Here is a 21244-nt window from a genome sequence, read left to right on the forward strand (position 1 = left end):
CCAGAGACAAATCTGAGCTGTTAGGAGTTGCCTATGCTAAACAAAGATCTTGAAATTACCCTAAATTCCGCTTTTCGCGAAGCGAGATCACGTCGTCATGAATTTATGACGGTAGAGCATTTATTATTAGCCTTACTCGATAACCCAGCTGCTATTGAAGCCTTAACTGGTTGTGGTACTGACTTGAGTAATTTAAAAGCGTCTTTATCTGATTTTATTAATGAAACTACCCCGTTAATTCCTGAGTTAGAGCAAGAACGAGAAACGCAACCAACCCTTGGCTTTCAACGCGTGCTTCAACGCGCTGTATTTCATGTTCAGTCTTCAGGCAAAAATGAAGTAACAGGTGCCAATGTATTGGTTGCTATTTTTAGTGAACAAGAAAGCCAAGCGGTCTATTTACTAAAGAAAAATGATGTAACACGGTTAGATATTGTTAACTTTATTTCTCACGGGATATCAAAACTTGATTCTCATCATGACGATGAAGATCATGAAGAAATGTCTGATGAAGCTTTAGAGTCACCACAAGATGAAAATAATCAGTTAGCTAACTTTACAACGAACTTAAATAAAGAAGCCAAAGCAGGTCATATTGATCCCTTGATCGGCCGTGACTTAGAAGTTGAGCGCGCAGTGCAAGTCCTTTGTCGTCGTAAAAAGAATAATCCATTGTTAGTCGGTGAGGCTGGAGTTGGTAAAACGGCCATTGCAGAAGGTCTTGCGTATCGCATAATCAATAAAGATGTACCAGAAGTCATTCAAAACGCGGTGGTTTACTCGCTTGATATGGGGGCATTACTTGCTGGCACTAAATACCGTGGTGATTTTGAAAAACGTTTTAAATTGTTATTAAAACAGCTGCAAAAAGAGCCTGATGCGATTTTATTTATTGATGAAATTCATACCATTATTGGCGCTGGAGCTGCGTCTGGTGGTGTAATGGATGCATCAAATTTAATTAAGCCATTATTGTCGAGCGGTAAATTACGCTGTATGGGTTCAACAACTTATGGTGAGTTTAAAAATATCTTTGAAAAGGACAGAGCGCTTGTTCGTCGCTTTCAAAAAATTGATGTTGCTGAGCCTTCAATAGAAGATACAACTAAAATTTTAAACGGCTTAAAAGAACGTTACGAACAACATCATGGTATTCGTTACACTCAAAAAGCCTTACGTGCAGCAGCAGAGCTAAGTGCAAAATACATCAATGAACGTCATTTACCTGATAAAGCAATAGACGTTATTGACGAGGCAGGTGCAAGCCAACGTTTATTAGCGGCTTCAAAACGTAAGAAAACAATTGGTGTGGCTGACATTGAGCAAATTATTGCAAAAATGGCACGTATTCCACAGCAAAGTGTTTCGTCATCTGATAAAGAAACACTTAAAAATATTGACCGAAACTTAAAAATGGTTGTGTTTGGCCAAGACGAATCGATAGATGCATTAACAGCTGCAATTAGATTGTCACGTTCAGGTTTATCGAGTGAAGACAAACCTATAGGTTCATTTTTGTTTGCAGGCCCAACCGGGGTAGGTAAAACGGAGGTGACAAAACAATTGGCAAAATGTATGGGTGTAGAGCTTATTCGTTTTGATATGTCAGAATATTTAGAGCGTCACGCTATTAGCCGTTTAATTGGTGCACCTCCTGGTTATGTTGGGTTTGAACAAGGTGGTTTATTGACTGAAGCTGTTATTAAACAACCTCATGCAGTAGTTTTACTTGATGAGATTGAAAAAGCGCATCCAGATATTTTTAATATCTTATTGCAAGTCATGGATCATGGAACTTTAACTGATAATAATGGCCGGAAGGCTGATTTTAGAAATATTATCTTAGTAATGACCACGAATGCGGGTGTGCAAGAAACAATTCGCAAATCAATTGGTTTTAAACAACAGGATCATTCACATGATGCAATGTCTGAAATCAATAAAACCTTTACACCGGAGTTTAGAAATCGTCTTGATAACATCATTTGGTTTAATCATCTAAACGAAGAGGTGATTTTACAAGTTGTAGATAAGTTTATTGTTGAATTACAAGCTCAGCTGGATAAAAAATCAGTCTGTTTAGAGCTTACCAACGAAGCGCGTCAATGGCTTGCCAATGCAGGCTACGACCAAGCAATGGGTGCACGTCCCATGGCAAGGGTTATTCAAGAGCGCTTGAAAAAACCATTAGCGAATGAAATTTTATTTGGTGAATTGTCTGAAGGTGGTACGGTAAGAATCACCCTTAAAGATGACAAGCTTGAGTTTTCATTTGAAGGTAATCTTGCAACTGTATAATGGTTGTCCCATCCTGAAATAGGTTGACGGTTTTAAAAGCCCAATTTTATTGGGCTTTTTTTACAAATATATGCCATGATTCGAATGCTAACTTACTTATATGAAATTCGTTTTAGTGAAATATCTATATAACCTCCGCTCTGGATAAGAGATTTAGCTATGCATTGAATTAAATCTAAATCTTAAAGTTATCTATCTCTAGCCAAATATTTTAAAGGCTAAGAACGAAGGCTGGCACGTCAATAGCAGGCCTATTGCAAGTTAATCTAAAACATAATTTGCGTTGGAAATTGCTTCCTTAGATTGATTATCCAGCAGTGATGTTATATAAACACAAATGTAACTAACCTGAGCTTTGGTTAACTATTCACCATCTTGTTTTATGCCTTTTTTAAATTCCTCACGCCCTATTTTTAAGCTAAAAGAAACTAAATCATAAAGCAGTTAAACAAATAAAAACAAAAATCCAGCTCATCGGCTGGATTTTTGCGCCTAAACTACAGTTATCTTAATGCAGCTTCATTTTTGGTCGCACTATGCGCAGCATTTTTTCACTTAGCCACAAAGCCATTGTGCGCCATACGCCATGTATTGCACGTTGATGCATGCGATAAAGCGAAATGTACATCATTCGTGCAATTTTACCTTCAATAAAAAAGCTATTTTTTGTTAGATTACCCATTAAACTGCCCACGGTGCTAAAACGAGACAAGTTAACTAAAGATCCATGATCTTGATAGCTAAATTCAGTCAGTGGGCGCTGATCAAACTCGGCAATTAAGTTTCGTTTTACGCATTGCGCCATTTGATGCGCTGATTGTGCTCGTGGTGGCACTTGGCTACCATCTGCTTGAGTAAAGGCGCAGCAGTCACCAATAACATAAATACTCGCGTCGACCGTTGATTGTAAAAATGAATTTACCTTAATTTGATTATTACGAGTCAGTTCAAAAAAGTTTAGCTCTTTAATGAAGTCAGGGGCTTTAACGCCTGCTGCCCAAACCATAATATCAGCTTCGATAGGATCAGGATGTTGGGTTACAAATCCTGTTTCATTCGCTGCTTTTACTTGTGTATTTTCAAGAATATGAACACCAATTTTATTAAGTTCTCGGCGCGCTGAGCTTGCAATTCGCTCTGATAATGCGGGTAAAATCCTTGGTCCAGCTTCAATTAAACTAATATGGAGTTTATTAGCCGTCATGTTGGTTAAACCGTACACTTTGAGTAATTCGGTTACATGATATAGTTCCGCTGAAAGTTCAACGCCTGTGGCGCCAGCACCTACAATTGCAATTTTTAATGCTTTGTTGGTTTCTTCGGTATGATGAATGCGGGTAAAATTATCAAGCAAGGCATGTTGAAAGCGCTCAGCTTGCTGATTTGAATCGAGAAAGTAACAATGCTGTTTGACACCGGGCGTATTAAAGTCGTTACTAACACTGCCAACGGCCAATACTAAATGGTCATAATTGAGCGTACGTTCGGGTAAAATTAGGTGGTTGTCGTCATCATATAAAGCAGCAAGAGAAACCGTTTTGGTGCAATTGTTAATTGAAAATAAAGTACCCAGCACAAAACGGTAATGGTGTTTTGCTGCGTGAGCGCTGTATACAACGCCATCTAAATCAGCGTCAAGGGAGCCTGTAGCAACCTCATGCAGTAGAGGTTTCCAAATATGGCTGCGGTTTTTATCGATTAGTAGTATATCGGCGTGACGTTTTTTCCCTAATTTGTGGCCTAATTGAGTTGCAAGTGCAAGCCCACCGGCTCCACCACCAACAATGATTATTGTAGGGCGTTTGTTTAACATGAGAGTTCCTAAAAAAGTAGTAAAGGGCTAACCTATTACTCACGTTGTCAGGCCTTTAATACCTCAAGTACTCTTCCTTGATTTTGCCAAACTATAAGTCTGATTGATAGCTCAATCTAAAGTTAACTGTAATTATTTTTAATATTAACTTAAATTGCTCAAGTCCAATTTATGGGTTGGGTTTGTTAATAAGACATGTTCTGCTTTCTTTAATTGCTGCTCATATGATTTAAAAGTGATTTTTACTTTAATAGGGATGTTATTACTGTTTTTTGCTGCCATGTTAGAACTGAGCTTAATTGTTAGTAGTATTGTTGAACTATTATAAAAAACGTTTAATTAACGTCATCCAACCTAGGGATGAGGGTATTTAGTTTACATGTTTCTCGCTATTTGACCGAGTGTTGTAAAATACCTGTGAAATTTTGCAGTGGAACGGTGCTGCATGATCCTCAAACAAGATGCCTCACGTTGCTTGAGCCTTTAATAAGAGGCTATCGATTTAATAGGTTTAATTATGCCCCCAAAGTAAGCTTGGATAAACTACGCTAGGTTACGGTGAGTTTATCTAAAACAAAGCGCAGAGTTAACCAATCTGACTGAACGCGAGTGAAAAGGGATCTTAACCTTATTTTTAGCGGTTAGAAATCGAAATGAAAGCGCGCTATCGTCGCTAAACGCATAGTAGTGCGCTTGTTTTCCCTTACTGTTGCATGTTCATTACAACTTAATGCATTTACGCAGTTAGAGATGAGATTTAAACAAAAATTTGAAATGAATAACCCTAAGTAAAAAATACAATGCATCTAAATTACTTACAAAAGTTGAAATACTGTGTTTTGCAGAGTATTTATTATACTTAGGGGTACTAAAATTACCCTTATTTCCTTATGGCAGCCAATGTTATTATCCAATCGTCAAGAATAAGGTACAATGGCGGTTACTTTTTTCACGTATAGCTGGCATGTATCATGCTTATTTCTTTAGGGGCTTCTTTTTTGGTTCGAAAGATTAAAAAGCATTGACAGCTTACACACTAAATTTAAGTAACAAATATGGTATTGATGAAGTGTTATATAAAAATGTACATGATTAAAACATTTTTATTGTTACTATTTTTGAGTATCTTCAACCCTAAAGCATTGGCAATGACGACAATCGAAACTCAAAAAAATCAGCTTGAACAGCTTTATTTTGTTTCTCGCACAGGCACGGATGATGAGTTTAGTTTTTCGGAGATAGAAGGCCAAATATTTATGAAGTTAAATGCTATTTTGGCTCCAAAAATAAATTTTAACAGTTATAAATCTAACTTTTCACGTGCACTTAAACTCATTGCAACCGAAACGGATCATTGTTCTTATAATGTATTAAAAAATGATGAACGAGAACAAAAAATGATTTTTTCGGCTTATCCGTCGAGTATTTACCCTCAACGACAAGCACTGTTTATTGATGAAAAATTCAAAACGTTACCTCAGACAGTAGCAATTAAAGCATTAATTAAAGAGTATAAAGTTGGGCTTATTCCATCGTATTATGGTGAGAGTTTGACCGAGGTTGAAAAGCGAAATCCAAATTTAATCTTTATATCAGGGATTGAAAATCACAATCAACTGGTAAATATGCTCGTTAAAAAGCGCCTTGATTTTATTATTGACTATCATACAACGGCGACGCATGAGTTAAGTGACCCTAACGTATTCTTATATTCACGCAATATCCACGATATGGGTGCCTATCAAGCTGGCTTTTTTGCATGTAGTCGATCTGATTTGGGCCGACGAGTTATTGCACTGATCAATGAGACTTTTGCTACTGAATCATTTAAAGGTCTTATTAGAACAATGCATTTGGAGTTGTTAAATCCACAGCAAATAGAGGAAGTATTCTTTATTTATAAACGGGATTTTAATTTGAACATGACAGCAATAAAACCATAATGATAAAAGATGAAAACGTTAGAAGCGATTTATCTAGTTGCATTTCCATTTAATATTTCGCTGTTTTACCACCGTTGTTACTATGGTTGTATTATAGCTTCCTAGACTAGGCCTTTTTCTCTTATGGAATCAAATGTAATGAATGTTACCGCACCGGTCACAGCTGACTCAATTATTGCAACCTTGGTTGAACGTCGAGCACTTGGGCTCAAGGGGCAAACACTGTCGTTTCCTACGCTATTGTGTGATTTAGACGCTGCATTTACACTGCAACAAGGCATGAGTGCAGCATGGTGCCAACGTCAAAATGATACAGTTACAGGGTGGAAATGTTCATTACCGAGCGCGGATAAACGTGTCGTGGCCCCCATATTTAAAAGTGAGACGCATCATTTTGTCACGGATAATGCAGCCAACTATCCAGTTGCTGTTTGGGCGCCGCAGCAGGTTGCACGCATTGAACCTGAATTAGTCTTTGTTTTTTCATCGTCATTATTGGCAGGCCAAGCGACACTGACTCATGCTGAAATTGACGCTGCCATTGGCTCAGTCCATTTAGGACTAGAGCTGATAGGCGGGCGTTTTGATCAACCCAATGAATGCAGTTTTTATGAGTTATTTGCGGATGGTTTATTTAACCAAGGTTTAGTGATTGGCCCACAAATCGACTTTGCTAGGCTAGGTTTGGCCAGTGAGTTGACCATAGGTTTGAAGTGCGGCACCGAGCCTGAACGAATAATTATGGGCCAACATCAAAATAACGATGCTAAAGCACCACTTTATTGGCTCGTTAATTTTTTACACAGTCAAGGTATCAGCATTCATGCCGGTGATAGCATTATTACTGGTTCTTATGCCGGGGTGTTAGATGTGCCACTGCAAGAGAAAATTACTGTTACTTATCAAGGCTTAACGACGTTATCTCTCACATTTTGTAAAAAATAGCATGAACGATTAAAGCCAATTGAGTTGTTGAGTATAAAAACCCGGTCGTTGGCTTTAATAAATCTGAGTTATGGCTATAAACGAAAATCACTATATTCATACAAGGTCGATCTCTTATGACCACCTCTAACCAAATATTTTAAACGATAATAAGCTTAATTCCTTAATAGTTGGCTATACACGTCAATACAACGCAATTGGCACTTAAAACTGCTACCTGTGAACGATTTAATATTTAGTAATGAGGTTAGTAAGTTCACTAAGCAATATTTTTAACAGTAAAATCAAAAGGGAAGGAGGCGAAAAAAGGTATTTGCTGGGCGACAAACTCGCTCAGTTGGGTATAATCCTCTGTTTTGACGACGCTAGTTATTATGCTTGAAATGAATTCCCGCCCTCATATTCGCAGCCATTGGTTGGCTCGTTTGGTAAACAAACGCGTATTTATTACTTATGATGACAACGGCATCACGATTACGCAGTTTAATAAGCAAAAAACCTTTCCATGGCTGGATATAGCCAAACCTATTTTATTTGATGCTAGTTGGTTTGGTGGCCGTTTGACTCTTTTTACGCAATCAGAAACGTTGACCTTTAAATTACTCTCTTACAATTTAAAACGAACACATCATACTTTTATGTTGGACTACTGGATTAAACATCATGCACCCGAGTTAAACAAAGCGCTTTATTCATTTGAGCAAAGACTGACCCACCAGTATTTTCGTAGTTCTGAACAATACGCTTTGCAAGCTGAGATAAATCTCTTGGCGAAGCGCTGGCAGGCTTTGCCTGATGGATCGACAATCAGTGCTGATTTGTCAAAAAATATTAAAAAACTAGCCTCGCTTAATCCAATCAGTAGCCAACACTTACATCGTTGTCGGTCGTATTTCATCCAGAACGAACTTGCAAATTTAAACTTATTTTTTGAACATTTAAGTACGCGCCCTTTAACGGCAAAGCAAAGACAAGCGTGCGTGATTAATGACGATAATAATTTGGTATTAGCGGGTGCGGGTAGTGGTAAAACTAGTGTGATGGTAGGGCGCGTCGCCTATCTATTACAACGAGGCTTGGCAAACCCCGCTCAAATTCTGTTACTTGCTTATGGTAAAGATGCAGCGCAAGAAATGGATATCCGACTTAAAAATACCCTGAAGCGACAAGACATAAAGTGTGCAACATTTCATAGTCTCGCGCTGGCTATTATTAGCCAAGCACAGGGCTTTGCGCCAAAAATATCTGCATTTGCAACAAACAGTGATCAAAAAAAAATTTGGCTGCTTGAACAGTTTCATGAGCGGATTAAAACACAATTACACTATAAAAATGATGTAGTTAATTTAATTAATGGATTATGTGTCGACGAAAAAAATCGGTTTAATACGCAAAGTAGTTTTGAAATGCTGATTACTTCTACCGAGTTTAAGACACTGCAAAATCAGGTTCTGCGTTTTTTTGATGTTGTTAGGGCTGCCTCGCAATCACCTACCTTAGCACCACACTTTTTTACGGATGCTACAACCGAACGTACTTTTGAATGCTACTTTAATCTTCTAAGCCCTTTATTGGATGCCTATAAAAAACACCTTGCTGCTCATCAAGAGCTTGATTTTGATGATATGATTTTTAATGCCACTAAAATGCTACACACAGGTAAGTTTAAAGCCACATGGCAGCATATTTTGGTTGATGAATTTCAGGATATCTCCGAACCCCGCGCACAATTGCTCAAGGCTTTAACTGACAATGTGGCTGACTCTCGGTTATTTGCAGTAGGGGATGATTGGCAGTCGATTTATCGATTTAGTGGTTCTAATCACTATTTCATTACGCATTTTCATGCATATTTTGGAGCAGGATGCACGGTAAATTTAGATCGCACGTTTCGTTTTAATAATAAAATTGCCGAAGTGGCCAATAACTTTGTGATGCAAAATCCTGCGCAATTAAAAAAAGAGTTAACTTCTCATGTATTGCAAAAACACAACGCAATCACACTGTTATTTGAGGAGCACAAACATGATGTTTTAGCTTCGTTGACTCAAGCTTTAAGATTAATTGATGCAGGCGCTCGTGCTTCAGTTTTCATTTTGGCTCGTTTTGGTTTTCTATTACCTGATTCTGCACAATTAGCGCTGTTAAAAAAGAATTTTTCACACCTGACGCTTGAAACATACACAGTCCACAGCAGCAAAGGTAAAGAAGCCGATTATGTGATTTTAGTGGGTCTTAATGAAGGTCGATATGGTTTTCCAGCTAAACAACCTGACGAGCTTTTTTTTGATGTGTATTTACCCAAGCAAGACGATTTTGCGTATGCAGAAGAGCGTCGTTTATTTTATGTGGCATTAACGCGCGCTAAAAAACACGTTTATCTAATTACGCCAACCAGCGGTGCGAGCGAATTCATTACCGAACTGATAACGCAGCAATACGCTGTAACCATTTATCAGCAAGGATGAGCATACCACAAAGCCTTGCATGGGTTCGGGACAGGACTTATTTAGTCTACTCTTGTAGGTGCAATGCTTTGCTTATCTCGAATAATAAATCATGGTTCGTCAGTGGTTTTGCTAAATAGCCATCAAAACCAACCTTATCGTATAGCGCTTTATCTTCGGCAAATGCGTTCGCTGTCAGTGCCACAATAGGAAGAGAGGGGTGTACAGCTTTTATTTTTTGACATGCTGTAATCCCATCCATTCGAGGCATTTGAATATCCATCAAAATTAGATCTGGCTGATGTTGTTCAGTCATTTCAATTGCTTCAATCCCATTGTGTGCAATCACTAAAGTAGCATGAGTCGATTTTAGCATTGCGGTGACTACGATAATATTAATGGCATTATCTTCAGCGATTACAATGGTTTTATTTGTTAAATTAAGCTGCGTAACAGCCTGAGATTGTTGATGTTCTGGTGCGGTAGATTGGGCAAGCGGTAACGAAATAGAAAAAGTACTGCCGTGATTTTCTTTACTCTTGACTGAGATTGTACCATTCATAAGTTCAACCAAAGAATGGGAGATTGAGAGCCCTAAACCTGTGCCTCCATAGTGTCGAGTGGTTGATTTATCTGCTTGTTCAAAACGGTGAAATAAACGTGTTAAGGCCTCGTTTGAAATACCGATCCCCGTATCAACTACTGAAATAGCTAAGCCTTCTTGTGGGTTTAATGTATTTATGATGACAGTGACGCCACCGGTTTTGGTAAATTTAATCGCATTTGAAATTATATTAAGTAAAATTTGGTGGATTCTGAGCTGATCACCATGCCACATATCATGAGAGACGTTGCGTTCAAATTTTAAATAAATTTGTTTAGTAAAGGCGTTGACCGATAAATCAGAGTTAAGGTGCTCAATCAGCTCAGAAAGTTTGAAATCATGAGGCTCAAGTGTGAGCTTTCCGGCTTCAATTTTTGAGAAGTCTAAAATATCATTAATTATTACGGTTAAACTTTTAGCTGAATAAAGCGCTTTATCGAGTAAATATTGGCCTTGTTCAGACAAGGTGTCTTCTTTTAACAGCTGTAACACCCCAAAAAGCCCATTCATTGGAGTGCGAATTTCATGGCTCATATTAGCTAAAAATTCAGATTTGGATTTCGCTGCTTTTTCAGCTCGTTCCTTGGCCTGAGCAAGAGCTTGTTCATGTTTAAGTTGCGTAGTTAAATCAGCTGCGATCCCTAAAAATCCCAACAATTGATTTTGGTCGTTATGTAAGCAATTAACACTGAGTTTGACCTGTATATGGTGCCCATTTTTATTGATATACGTCCAACGATTGATATCAGGTTCACCAAGTCGTGCTTTGGCAACAAACGTTTCAAATCCGGGCGTTATTGGGTAGCCTAATTCATCGCTCAGGATGGCGGCACGCTCGATTACTTCATCAATTAAATGAAAAATTCCTGGATTTTGTTTGCCAATAAGTTCATCGGCAGAATAACCCAGCATTTGCTCTCCAGCTGGATTAATCAGTGTGATAGTGCCCTCTATATCAGTGGCAATAATGGTATAACTTGATGCAACTAAAATACTTTTTTGGAGTGCATTATTAGTTGCCATTTCAGCTGTGCGTTGTGCTACAAGTCCTTCTAAGCGTAAGTTCGACTCTGTTAAGGCTTTTTCGCGAGTCTGCGCCAGTGCTAATCGATGTGCTTTTAATTGTGTATTGCGCATGAAAATTAACTGCGCGCTAAAAAAGACAAGCATGATAACAAAGGTGATTATCATCACATGAGTGAAGCGTTGGTAAGGGGGCACTAAATTAAGCTCATTTAAAAACTCAGGAGTTGCTGTCAATGCCAATTGCCATGTACGTCCCAATAACTCAATGGTTTGTTCGCTATGGTATTGATTAAGCCTACTGTGCGAGTCGCCAAAGTTAAAAAAGCTCAGTGAAGGGGCTGAGGTAATGTCAGTGATTGAAAGTAGAATATCTTGTTTTAAACTACTGATCCCATGTAATACTTCGTCAATTAAAATGGGGGAGTAGCTCCACGCTCTAATGCTAGCTAAGCGTTGTTCTGTAGATTTAGGGGGAGTAGCAGTGCTAAATATTGGGCTTAAAATTAAAAAGCCTTGCATGGTTTGTTTATTCGCTTGTACTAAAGTGATGGGCGCTGTCAACCAAGGTGAGTTATGTTCAGCAGCCCTGATTGCCGCGTGGCGCCGCATTTTTTCTGATCCAATATCTAATCCTAGAGCTTGTTTGTTTTTTAACTCAGGTTCAATGTATTGAATAACAAATAAGCTGTCTTCGTGGGCTGAAAGTTGTTTTAAGTTAAATTCTTTATCAGGTCGCTCATTTTTGGCAAATTCAAGGAACGCGGCTTTATTTTGTTGCTCTACAACACGAATTAACCCTAAACCACGAGGTTGCGGATAATCATCATTATAGTGATGCGATTGAATATAGCGTTGCATACGTTGGTAATTAAAGTGATCTAAACCAATGGTGGCAATTGCACTTCGTAAACTTTGTAAACCATACCCATACAAGGTGACGCGATCTTTCACATTTTCGGTGATTTGAGATAAACGTTCGTCTAACGCATTTTTGATTTGAGCATCGGTATTTTTTGTTTCTTGCTGGTTAACATCTATCGCAAAAAACACTCCAACCACTAAAATAACTAAAGGTAACCATAATGAATGCACGATTGATTTTTTGAGCTTTAAGCCATCTGTAGCCGTTACTTTCATAACACTCCTAGTAAATTATTGTTTACTATGCGTTGTTTAATCCCTAATCGAGACATAATAGTAGCACACGCTCAGTGATGTAATTATGTTAAAAATGAGTAAGATGAAAATTTGTATTGCTTTACAAACCGTATATTTAATGATGTCGAATCACGTTATCTGGCAAAAGGTAGTCCACATCATAGTGCGTTTGGTGATAGTGCTTGGTAAAGAAAAATGTTTGGCTGATGCGATCAAACAGGGTCATATTGAGGTTGTGCACTACCGGTTTAATGTGGGCAGATAAAACCGAATTGAACTATTCGGTGTTGTTTGGAGTTTTCGCTAAGTTAGTTAATTTTTTTCGTACTAAAAATAATCAAGAGGTTAGCCGTTTGAGCGGATCAGCTGCTCACTTCCCTAGAACGAAAAGTTATTAATAATCTACTTTACTTAGCTATTAGGAGTTTGCACAATAGCGCCCTTATTTTTACTGATCAGCTCAATGTTGCTGATTAAAGATGAATGCAAGCTTCGCGTGTTTAATAGCGCGCGTTTGTTGTGATATGGCGCACTAAGATGTGCTTATTATAATGAGTTTTGTCTGTTAGATGATCAGGTTACCTTAAAATGATAGTTCAACCACAGATTGCCTTACTCACTTTGCATGGAAAAGCGGATCAAATCGCACCTGTTTTTAAAGCGGCTTTTGGCAGTGACATTGTATTAACGACAGACTTTAATACTGATTTGCTTGGCAGCTTTACTGGCGAGCCACCACGGCAAAAAACTGCACAAGAATGTGCGTTTGAAAAAGCAAACCTCGGTATTACCCTAACTGGTCTCAATGCCGGAATAGGCAGTGAGGGCAGTTTTGGGCCCAGCCCGTATGGGTTTGGTACATTTAACCAAGAATTAATTGCTTATATTGATTTGAAACATAATTGGCGCGTGGTGGGTCGTTTTTCAGCCCCTATTGCGGTTAAAAGTATCGATATTGCAGCAATTAATGAGGCCGAGCATTTTTTAGCAACAGTACCAGAAGGGCAAGGCTTAGTAATTAAAATGCGTGATAATGCGCGTCATTTAGTTAAAGGGCTCAGTGCTGCAGATGCAGCAATAACACTGCCAAATTGGCTGGCAAACGGAGCCCTAAATATCAGTTATGATTTACGGGCTCACCAGTGTCCTGCACGGCAAAGTCATATTGTGAAAGCGGCTGAAAATTTAGTCGCGCGCTTACAATGTATCTGCCCATCGTGTAACGCCCCTGATTTTTGGCCCGATCAGTTTGAAACCGGTTTACCGTGTGAGTGGTGTGATACACCAACTGAAAAAATTAAATCGCGTACGGCACATTGCCAATATTGCTTACATAGTGAAACATATTCTGTAGTTGAGTCATTTGCTCAGCCAGATTTTTGCCCAAGGTGTAACCCATGAAAACCTTAGTTTTATCAGCACTTAAACAAGATGATATTGCCCACGCTGCGCAGTTAATTGCACAAGGTGAACTTGTCGCTGTACCGACCGAAACCGTTTATGGTTTAGCCGCCGATGCGCGTAATCCTTGCGCAGTAGCAAAAATTTTTCAGGCAAAAGGGCGCCCAACTAATCATCCACTCATTGTTCACTTAGCTGATGCCTCGCAGATGAAAAACTGGGTTAAAACAATTCCACCAGCGGCGCTAAAACTTGCTGATGCATTTTGGCCAGGCCCTTTAACACTTTTGTTGAATAAAGCCGATGGTGTGAACGATGTGGTGACAGGTGGGTTATCAACAATTGGACTTAGAGTCCCAGCTCACCCAGCTTTGCTTAATTTATTAACCGAGTTTAATCTTGCGGTTGCTGCACCTTCAGCAAACCCTTATAAAAAGCTCAGCCCAACCAGTGCTAAACATGTAATCAATGGGCTTGATGGAAAATTAGCCGCGGTGCTTGATGGCGGTGATTGTGAGCATGGTTTAGAGTCGACAATTGTTGACTTAACCGGTGAGACAGTCCAAATATTACGAGCAGGCCCTATCACGGCTCAAGAACTTAGTGCGGTACTTGAACAAAACGTTGCGCAGCCGCGCCAACATATTATGGCCGTGCCTGGCAATGTAAAAGCGCATTACCAACCAAATACCGTGTTGCGAGTGATGAATGCCGAGCAATTATCACGTGCACTTGAGAGTGTGCAACAACCAATAGCGTTGTTAAGTATGACAATTCACACTGACAATGCTTTTGTTCACACGACTCAGATGCCAAATAATGCAAAAGAGTATGGGCAATTATTATTTAGAATGCTGGCGCAAGTTGACAGTCAAGGTGTAAATGAAATTTGGCTTGAGCAGCCGCCTCAAGGGGCGCAGTGGATGGCAATTCACGATCGTTTAAAGCGCGCTGCAACTTACTAAACAGGTTTGGTTTATCGCAAAGTGTTTTATTAAAGCTAAAGTTAAAGTGTAAGGTGCACCGCTAATTGATACAGTCATGACGTATTGTTTTGGTGGCCGTTAATCTGGCTTATCAGAGATTTAAAATAAAAACCGCCATATTTTTATGGTGGTTTTTATTTTAGGTAATTCATTTCAGCGTTTACTAAGCGATTTACCAGTCTACGCCTTTTAGTGCTTTAACACCGGAGTCAAATGCGTGCTTTACATTTCTAACTTCTGAAACGGTATCTGCCATTTCAGTTAGTTCACGATGTGCCGCGCGCCCGGTGATCACCACACTTTGCATAAATGGACGATTACGCAGCGCAGTTAATACACGCTCAAGTGGCACGTAATCGTAGGTGATCATGTAAGTAAGTTCATCAAGTAATACTAAGTCTAAGCTTTCATCTTGCAGCATATGTTCGCATTTTTCCCAAATGGCCAATGCGGCCTCAGTATCAGCAACCCGATCTTGGGTATTCCAAGTAAAGCCGGTGCCCATAACATGGAACTCAACGCCATTTTTTTCAAGCAGCGCACGTTCGCCACATTCCCAATTGCCTTTGATAAATTGCGCAACAGCACACTTTAAGCCGTGGCCCACACCTCGTGCGACAGTGCCAAACCCCGAGGTTGATTTACCTTTACCATTGCCCGTGATCACAATCATCAAGCCTTTGACTGTTTGTGCATTGGCAATTTTAGTATCAACAGCTTGTTTGAGTTTTTCTTGACGTTCTTTGTGGCGTGTTTCTTTATCTGACATCGGGAGTTCCTAATAAAATGATAAGAGTGAGGTAACCAAGCAATTCGCTTGCCTGCTGAGCAAAACCCAAGCAGTCTCCGGTATAACCGTTTAAATGAAGCTTAAACCATCGAATTAATATGCTGCGCAGTACAAGTAAAACGCAGATTAAGATCACTAAATGATTAATAGTAAAATAAACAAAGGTGCTTAATGCGAGGATCAGTGCAGTACTTATGAGTAAAATAAGTAACGATGTTATGCTCATATTATTAGCTAATGGTTTTGTTTTACTGATTAAATCTGCGCTGGCGTAGTGCGCGCTAAAAATAATGCTACTGGCTAGCGCGCGGCTTAAAGTGTGCATTACGATTAACGCGAGCGCTGGGCTAGCCAATTCGTTGAGTAATAAAAACTTTAAAAATAATGCGCTAAAAAGACCCAAACTGCCATAAGTACCAACCCGAGAGTCTTTCATTATTTCAAGTTTGCGTTTTTGTGTATAGCCTCCACCGAAACCATCACACACATCGGCTAAGCCATCTTCGTGAAAACCACCCGTGAGATAAAAACCAAATATCATACTGATTAAAATTGAAATTTCTTGGCTCAACACTAACTGCGCCAGCCAATAGACCCCGGCACATAACATGCCAATTATTGCACCAACGACGGCAAAGTAGCGGCTGGCTTTATTAAGCTTTTGAGAGCTAAAGTCGACGTTTCCAATAGGTATGCGAGTTAAAAACCCTAGCGCGATTAAAAATACTGTCCACTGGGCGCGAAGGTATATCACAGCTCGATCCCAACGTCAGCAAAACTGGCCATATCATTAAAGAAGCTGGCAGCAGCTTGAACTAAAGGCAATGCAAGTGCTGCACCGGTGCCTTCGCCTAAGCGCAAACCTAAATCTAGCAATGGTTCGGCATTGATAGAGTGCAATATTTTGTGATGAGCTTGTTCCATCGAACAATGAGAAAACACCATGTTTGCTTGGCATTTTGGGTTGACTTTTATCGCTATTAAAGCCGCCGCAGTAACAATAAAACCATCAATCAGTAAAATCATGTTATGTTTAAAACCTGCCAAAATTGCAGCAACTAAATGCGCAATTTCAAAGCCACCAAACTCACGTAATAACGCTTTGGGCGCTAAACTCCCAACTGTGTGGTGGCGAGCAAGGGCAGAGCTTACGAGTTTAATTTTAACAGCAAGCTGTTCTGGGTTAATGCCAGTGCCTGCGCCTACTGTGTCTTTTGCACTTAAGCCCAGTAAGGCTGCGCATAAGGTGGCAGCCGGTGTGGTATTGCCAATACCCATTTCACCAAAGCCAAGTAGATTTGTCCCTTTGCTTGCCAAAGAAGCAATGAACGTGTCGCAAAAAGACTCGGTTTGTAACAGCTGTTGTTCAGTCATTGCAGCTGTTTGGCTGATATCGCCACTGCATTGACCTAAGCGGTTTTTAATTAAAGATGGATGAGCGATGTCGGTTAAAATACCGCAGTCAACCACGTTAAGTTGCCAACCTAAGGTGCGTGCAAAGCAATTAATGGCGGCGCCACCGTTTAAAAAATTATTAACCATTAACGTCGTGACTGCGCTGGGTGCAATACTAATATTATGCGCCGCAACGCCATGATCACCTGCAAAAACAATCATTTGTGGTTGTATGATTTCAATTTTTTCTGATTTTTGGATTGTAGCCAATTGCAATGCGAGCTGCTCTAATTTCCCTAAAGAGCCTAATGGCTTGGTTTTATTATTAATAATGTCTATATAGGTTTGCATGATAACGGCTCAAATTGTAGATGGCATAGTGTAAGTAAAACGTCCCGTAGTTGCTAGTTTTAAGACTAAAATGGTTACAATACACTGAACTAACGCTTTGTTTTATCAATAGCTTTGTTATGCTAGTTAAAATTTTGGGAGGATGGTGTGAAGCATTTAATTATTGGTGGTGTACGCTCAGGTAAAAGTCGTTATGCAGAGTTTTTAGCACGTACGTCGTGTAAACCGGTGTTGTATGTTGCAACGGCGGAACCGATAGATGATGAGATGAAAGCACGTATTTCACATCATCAAACTCATCGTCCTGCTAATTGGCCAACGATAGAAGCCCCGTTGGATATTAACGCTATTTTGCTTAACCAAAATTATAGTCACCACCTGATTTTAATTGATTGTATGACCCTTTGGTTGAATAACTGGTTGTATTATTTATCAGAAGATTACAAACGGTTTGCACGAGTTGAAGGTAACGAGGCAGTGTTTATCAACGATGCGTTTGCCAAAATTAAAAGTGAATTTTTACTCGCTTTAAATCAAACCCAATCAGAGGTGGTATTAGTAAGTAATGAAGTGGGCTTTTCAATCACACCAGATAATGCTTTGGCACGCCAGTTTTGTGATCAGCAAGGTTGGCTCAATCAAGCGATTGCAGAGCAATGCGAGCGAGTGAGTGCCGTGATGGCGGGTTTACCTCTAGTGCTTAAGGCAAACAATGACTGAGATTTATTTATTACGTCATGGTGAAGTGGCTGGGGGTAAAAAACTGCGCGGTAAAACCGACGATCCACTTACAGCTCTAGGTTGGCAGCAAATGCATCAATCTTTAGCGTCACTTAAGTGTGATCATGTGATTAGTTCGCCCTTGCTGCGCTGTGCGCAGTTTGCCACCGAATATGCTCATTTACAGCAATTACCAGTCTCTTTTGAGCCAAAATTAGCCGAAATTGACTTTGGTGATTGGGATGGCACTTTATATGAAGAATTATTTGCCCAACCAAATAGTGCCGCAGAGTGTTATTTTGCCAATCCATATGAACGGAACATCCCAAATGGTGAAGCAATGACTGATTTTGCAACTCGAGTTGAAGGTGCAATCAATAACATTGCGGTCGGATATACAAATCAACGAGTTTTAGTGGTGACTCATGGTGGCGTTATACGGCATTTTCTCACTCATTTATTAGGTTTCGGTAATCAAGTTGCACTTCCCCAATATTTGCCTATAGACATCAGTCATGGCGCGATAATTAAATTAATCTGTTACCAAAACCAACCCGACAAACCGCAATTTTGCTGGCAAATTTGATAAATTAAATAAAAGTTAAAGTTTCAGCTTTATTCTTTGTGATTTTGCCGCCAAAGGATCGCAATCTTAAAAATTGTCCGCTAAAGTGTTGTTAACTATAAAAAGGAGAACAATAACAATGCGACATTTTGCCCCATCGGTAATGATGATTGCACTTAGCGCAGCGCTTGTTGGCTGTAATGAGTCAGGTCCTCAAGATCCAAAAGTTTCAATTGAAAAAAATCCCTATCCAAGCACTTATAAAGCATTAGAATCAAAGACCATCCTCATCCAAAACGCTACTGTACTGACAGGGACCGGAGAGCGTTTAGATGATGCTGACGTGTTAATGGTCAATGGTAAAATTAGTCAAATTGGTAAAGACATTTACACCAATGGCGCAACCGTCATTGATGCACAAGGTAAATGGGTTACTCCTGGTATTATCGACGTTCATTCGCATTTAGGGGCTTACCCAAATCCAGGTGTTGAATCACATCAAGATGGCAATGAAATGACGCATCCAGTGACTGCTGAAGTATGGGTTGAACATTCAGTATGGCCACAAGATCCAGGCTTTAATACTGCCCGTGCCGGTGGGATCACAACGCTTCAAATTTTACCAGGCTCAGCTAATTTAATTGGTGGCCGTGGTGTAACGCTTAAAAACGTGCCTGCGCACACGATGCAAGCAATGAAATTTCCTGATGCACCTTATGGCTTAAAAATGGCCTGTGGTGAAAATCCAAAACGTGTTTATGGCAGCCGTCAAGAAGCACCATCAACACGCATGGGGAACATGGCAGGTTATCGTGACGCGTTTATTGAAGCGACAGAATACAAACGAGCTTGGGAAAAGTACGAGCGTGATTATGCGGCAGGTAAAAACCCGCAAGCTCCAAAACGTGATTTAATGCTCGATACCCTCAAAGGGGTATTAGATGGCGAAGTGATGATCCACAATCATTGTTATAAAGCTGAAGAAATGGCGATGATGATTGATTTATCGAAAGAGTTTGGTTATCACGCGGGGACATTCCACCACGGAATTGAAGCTTATAAAATAGCCGATATGCTTGGCGAAAATCAAAACTGTGCAGCACTTTGGCCAGATTGGTGGGGTTTCAAAATGGAAGCATACGACATGGTTCATGAAAATATTGCCATTGTTGATGCGGCAAAAAATTCATGTGCCATTGTCCATTCAGATTCAGACAATACGATCCAACGCTTAAATCAAGAAGCGGGTAAAGCAATGGCCAGCGGTAATAACAAAGGCTTTGCAATTAAAGAGCAAGATGCCATTAAGTGGATCACAGCTAACCCTGCAAAATCGCTTGGTATTTTAGATAAAACAGGGACTTTAGAAGCGGGTAAACAAGCAGATGTCGTTATCTGGAATCAAAGCCCATTTAGCGTTTATGCTCATGCAGAACAAGTATTTGTTGACGGTGCAAAAGTATACGACCGGTTTGATAGTGCATATCAAGCACAAAGTGATTTCATGTTAGGGCAACGCTAAGGAGATAAAATGATGAAAGTATTTAAAAAATCGATATTAGCAGCTGCTTTATTAACAGGTTTTTCGGCTTATGCTGCACCGATTGCGATTACAAACGCTACGGTGTACACCGCCAATGAGCAAGGTATTTTGAATAATGCGACCGTGGTAATGGATGAAGGTAAAATTATAGCAATTAACCCTCAGTCTCATAACGCAACGCAAGTGATTGATGCGCAGGGTAAAATTTTAAGCCCTGGCATTATCAGTTCATTAAACCAATTAGGTTTAGTCGAAGTGGGTGCTGTAGCTGCATCGCGTGATGCGGGCGATAAAAAAGCAGACATCACATTTGACCCAAGTTTGGCATTTAATCCTCGTTCAAGCTTAGTGCCTTACGCACGCAAAGGTGGGATCACCCGTGATGTGATTGCGCCTTCAGGTGGCGATGATATTTTTGCGGGCTTAATGTCAGTCGTTGACCTTTCGGGCGAGTTTAACAGCGTATTGATCCCTCGCAATGCGGTATTGGTTAAACTTGGTGAACGCAGCAAAGGATCGCGTGCATACAGTTTACAAGAACTCATCGATACCCTTGATGGACAAGCTAAAAAATTAGAGAAAGCGAAAAATAAATCGAAAAAAGATGATAAAGATGACAAAGAACCATCTAAAAAAGAAACAATTTTAACCGCGCTGTTAGCTGGCGAAAAACCGCTGATTATTGAAGTGTCTCGTGCTCAAGATATGCTGGAGCTTATCAAACTTAAAAGTCAGTTTGAAAAACTCAATATGGTGTTTGCGGGTGCGCAAGATGCACAACTCATTACAGATGAACTTGTTACTGCCAAAGTACCTGTTATTTTAAGTGCCGTTGCGAATTTACCTGGAAGTTTTGATTCACTGCATTCATCGCTTACAACAGCAGGAGTGCTCGAGAAAGCAGGTGTGACAGTATTATTAACCGTTGGGGGTGATTCTAGCCATAATATGTATCAGTTACGCTATGATGCAGGTATTGCTGTCGCCAATGGCATGTCTGCCGAGGGGGCATTAAAAGCAATTACAGCCAATGTTGCAGATGTATTTGGTATTGATGCAGGTGAAATTGCAGTCGGTAAAGCAGCTGACTTAGTACTTTGGAGCGCTGATCCGTTTGAATTGAGCTCTAAGGTCGATCAAATGTGGATTGGTGGTAAAGAATACAGCACAGATTCACGCCAAGACAAATTGGCTGAGCGTTATATTAAACAAAGTGCGATGCCACGCGCGTACACTAAATAACGTGTAGTTAAATAAAA

Annotated in this window: 16 protein-coding genes; 11 read left to right on the top strand and 5 right to left on the bottom strand. The window is 39.8% G+C overall.

What is annotated here, in order from left to right; translation table 11 throughout:
* The first annotated feature begins 33 nt into the window (after positions 1–33).
* Positions 34–2298: an ATP-dependent Clp protease ATP-binding subunit ClpA gene (gene clpA / locus AC3KZC_RS08090; RefSeq protein ID WP_490579215.1), complete on the top strand. Its 2265-nt coding sequence runs from the start codon at positions 34–36 to the stop codon at positions 2296–2298.
* Positions 2299–2806: 508 nt separating this feature from the next.
* Here the strand turns inward: clpA and AC3KZC_RS08095 are convergent.
* Positions 2807–4111: an NAD(P)/FAD-dependent oxidoreductase gene (locus tag AC3KZC_RS08095; RefSeq protein WP_490579214.1), complete on the bottom strand. Its 1305-nt coding sequence runs from the start codon at positions 4109–4111 to the stop codon at positions 2807–2809.
* A gap of 1148 nt (positions 4112–5259) precedes the next feature.
* Between AC3KZC_RS08095 and AC3KZC_RS08100 the strand changes: the two genes are divergently transcribed.
* The 3 genes from AC3KZC_RS08100 (at position 5260) to AC3KZC_RS08110 (ending at position 9467) form a co-directional block, all read left to right on the top strand.
* Complete coding sequence (locus AC3KZC_RS08100; RefSeq protein ID WP_490579213.1) at positions 5260–6054, top strand: hypothetical protein; 795 nt, start codon at positions 5260–5262, stop codon at positions 6052–6054.
* 123 nt (positions 6055–6177) lie between these two features.
* The gene (locus tag AC3KZC_RS08105; RefSeq protein ID WP_490579212.1) at positions 6178–6999 is read left to right on the top strand and encodes a fumarylacetoacetate hydrolase family protein; all 822 of its coding nucleotides are present in this window, start codon (positions 6178–6180) and stop codon (positions 6997–6999) included.
* Between the two features lie 356 nt (positions 7000–7355).
* On the top strand, positions 7356–9467 hold the full coding sequence (locus AC3KZC_RS08110; RefSeq protein ID WP_490579211.1) for a UvrD-helicase domain-containing protein: 2112 nt from the start codon (positions 7356–7358) through the stop codon (positions 9465–9467).
* A 46-nt stretch (positions 9468–9513) separates the two neighbouring features.
* Here AC3KZC_RS08110 and AC3KZC_RS08115 read toward each other — a convergent pair whose 3' ends face one another.
* Entirely contained in the window at positions 9514–12213 is a 2700-nt protein-coding gene (locus AC3KZC_RS08115) for a CHASE domain-containing protein (RefSeq protein WP_490579210.1), read from the bottom strand.
* Between the two features lie 103 nt (positions 12214–12316).
* Here AC3KZC_RS08115 and AC3KZC_RS08120 point away from each other — a divergent pair, with 103 nt between their 5' ends.
* The 3 genes from AC3KZC_RS08120 (at position 12317) to AC3KZC_RS08130 (ending at position 14600) form a co-directional block, all read left to right on the top strand.
* Positions 12317–12499: a hypothetical protein gene (locus AC3KZC_RS08120; RefSeq protein ID WP_490579209.1), complete on the top strand. Its 183-nt coding sequence runs from the start codon at positions 12317–12319 to the stop codon at positions 12497–12499.
* Positions 12500–12822: 323 nt separating this feature from the next.
* The gene (locus AC3KZC_RS08125; protein WP_490579208.1) at positions 12823–13635 is read left to right on the top strand and encodes a DUF6671 family protein; all 813 of its coding nucleotides are present in this window, start codon (positions 12823–12825) and stop codon (positions 13633–13635) included.
* Complete coding sequence (locus AC3KZC_RS08130) at positions 13632–14600, top strand: L-threonylcarbamoyladenylate synthase (RefSeq protein ID WP_490579207.1); 969 nt, start codon at positions 13632–13634, stop codon at positions 14598–14600. The genes AC3KZC_RS08125 and AC3KZC_RS08130 overlap by 4 nt, the downstream gene beginning before the upstream one ends.
* A gap of 193 nt (positions 14601–14793) precedes the next feature.
* Here AC3KZC_RS08130 and cobO read toward each other — a convergent pair whose 3' ends face one another.
* Genes cobO through cobT form a run of 3 tightly spaced genes read right to left on the bottom strand, consistent with a single transcriptional unit; the run spans position 14794 to position 17157 of the window.
* Positions 14794–15390 carry a cob(I)yrinic acid a,c-diamide adenosyltransferase gene (cobO, locus tag AC3KZC_RS08135; protein ID WP_490579206.1) on the bottom strand — a complete coding sequence of 199 codons (597 nt, stop codon included), beginning with the start codon at positions 15388–15390 and terminating at the stop codon, positions 14794–14796.
* A complete protein-coding gene (locus tag AC3KZC_RS08140; protein WP_490579205.1) occupies positions 15380–16165 on the bottom strand; it encodes an adenosylcobinamide-GDP ribazoletransferase in 786 nt (261 codons plus the stop codon). The genes cobO and AC3KZC_RS08140 overlap by 11 nt, the downstream gene beginning before the upstream one ends.
* A complete protein-coding gene (gene cobT / locus AC3KZC_RS08145; RefSeq protein ID WP_490579204.1) occupies positions 16162–17157 on the bottom strand; it encodes a nicotinate-nucleotide--dimethylbenzimidazole phosphoribosyltransferase in 996 nt (331 codons plus the stop codon). The genes AC3KZC_RS08140 and cobT overlap by 4 nt, the downstream gene beginning before the upstream one ends.
* Positions 17158–17304: 147 nt before the next feature.
* Between cobT and cobU the strand changes: the two genes are divergently transcribed.
* The 4 genes from cobU (at position 17305) to AC3KZC_RS08165 (ending at position 21227) form a co-directional block, all read left to right on the top strand.
* Positions 17305–17877, top strand: coding sequence for a bifunctional adenosylcobinamide kinase/adenosylcobinamide-phosphate guanylyltransferase (gene cobU, locus AC3KZC_RS08150; protein ID WP_490579203.1), 573 nt, complete (start codon positions 17305–17307; stop codon positions 17875–17877).
* Positions 17870–18463, top strand: coding sequence for a histidine phosphatase family protein (locus AC3KZC_RS08155; RefSeq protein WP_490579202.1), 594 nt, complete (start codon positions 17870–17872; stop codon positions 18461–18463). The genes cobU and AC3KZC_RS08155 overlap by 8 nt, the downstream gene beginning before the upstream one ends.
* Before the next feature lie 118 nt (positions 18464–18581).
* Positions 18582–19964, top strand: a complete 1383-nt coding sequence (locus AC3KZC_RS08160; RefSeq protein WP_490579201.1) for an amidohydrolase — start codon at positions 18582–18584, stop codon at positions 19962–19964.
* 12 nt (positions 19965–19976) lie between these two features.
* A complete protein-coding gene (locus AC3KZC_RS08165; protein ID WP_490579264.1) occupies positions 19977–21227 on the top strand; it encodes an amidohydrolase family protein in 1251 nt (416 codons plus the stop codon).
* Positions 21228–21244 lie beyond the last annotated feature (17 nt).

This window comes from Pseudoalteromonas sp. J2K-J031 (assembly GCF_058197095.2).

Coding starts and splice junctions, on each gene's coding strand:
- AC3KZC_RS08160 (WP_490579201.1), top strand. CDS start 18,582: ATGCGACATTTTGCCCCATCGGTAATGATGATTGCACTTAGCGCAGCG.
- AC3KZC_RS08130 (WP_490579207.1), top strand. CDS start 13,632: ATGAAAACCTTAGTTTTATCAGCACTTAAACAAGATGATATTGCCCAC.
- cobT (WP_490579204.1), bottom strand. CDS start 17,157: ATGCAAACCTATATAGACATTATTAATAATAAAACCAAGCCATTAGGC.
- AC3KZC_RS08105 (WP_490579212.1), top strand. CDS start 6,178: ATGGAATCAAATGTAATGAATGTTACCGCACCGGTCACAGCTGACTCA.
- cobO (WP_490579206.1), bottom strand. CDS start 15,390: ATGTCAGATAAAGAAACACGCCACAAAGAACGTCAAGAAAAACTCAAA.
- AC3KZC_RS08100 (WP_490579213.1), top strand. CDS start 5,260: ATGACGACAATCGAAACTCAAAAAAATCAGCTTGAACAGCTTTATTTT.
- clpA (WP_490579215.1), top strand. CDS start 34: ATGCTAAACAAAGATCTTGAAATTACCCTAAATTCCGCTTTTCGCGAA.
- AC3KZC_RS08120 (WP_490579209.1), top strand. CDS start 12,317: ATGAAAATTTGTATTGCTTTACAAACCGTATATTTAATGATGTCGAAT.
- AC3KZC_RS08095 (WP_490579214.1), bottom strand. CDS start 4,111: ATGTTAAACAAACGCCCTACAATAATCATTGTTGGTGGTGGAGCCGGT.
- AC3KZC_RS08115 (WP_490579210.1), bottom strand. CDS start 12,213: ATGAAAGTAACGGCTACAGATGGCTTAAAGCTCAAAAAATCAATCGTG.
- AC3KZC_RS08165 (WP_490579264.1), top strand. CDS start 19,977: ATGAAAGTATTTAAAAAATCGATATTAGCAGCTGCTTTATTAACAGGT.
- AC3KZC_RS08125 (WP_490579208.1), top strand. CDS start 12,823: ATGATAGTTCAACCACAGATTGCCTTACTCACTTTGCATGGAAAAGCG.
- AC3KZC_RS08155 (WP_490579202.1), top strand. CDS start 17,870: ATGACTGAGATTTATTTATTACGTCATGGTGAAGTGGCTGGGGGTAAA.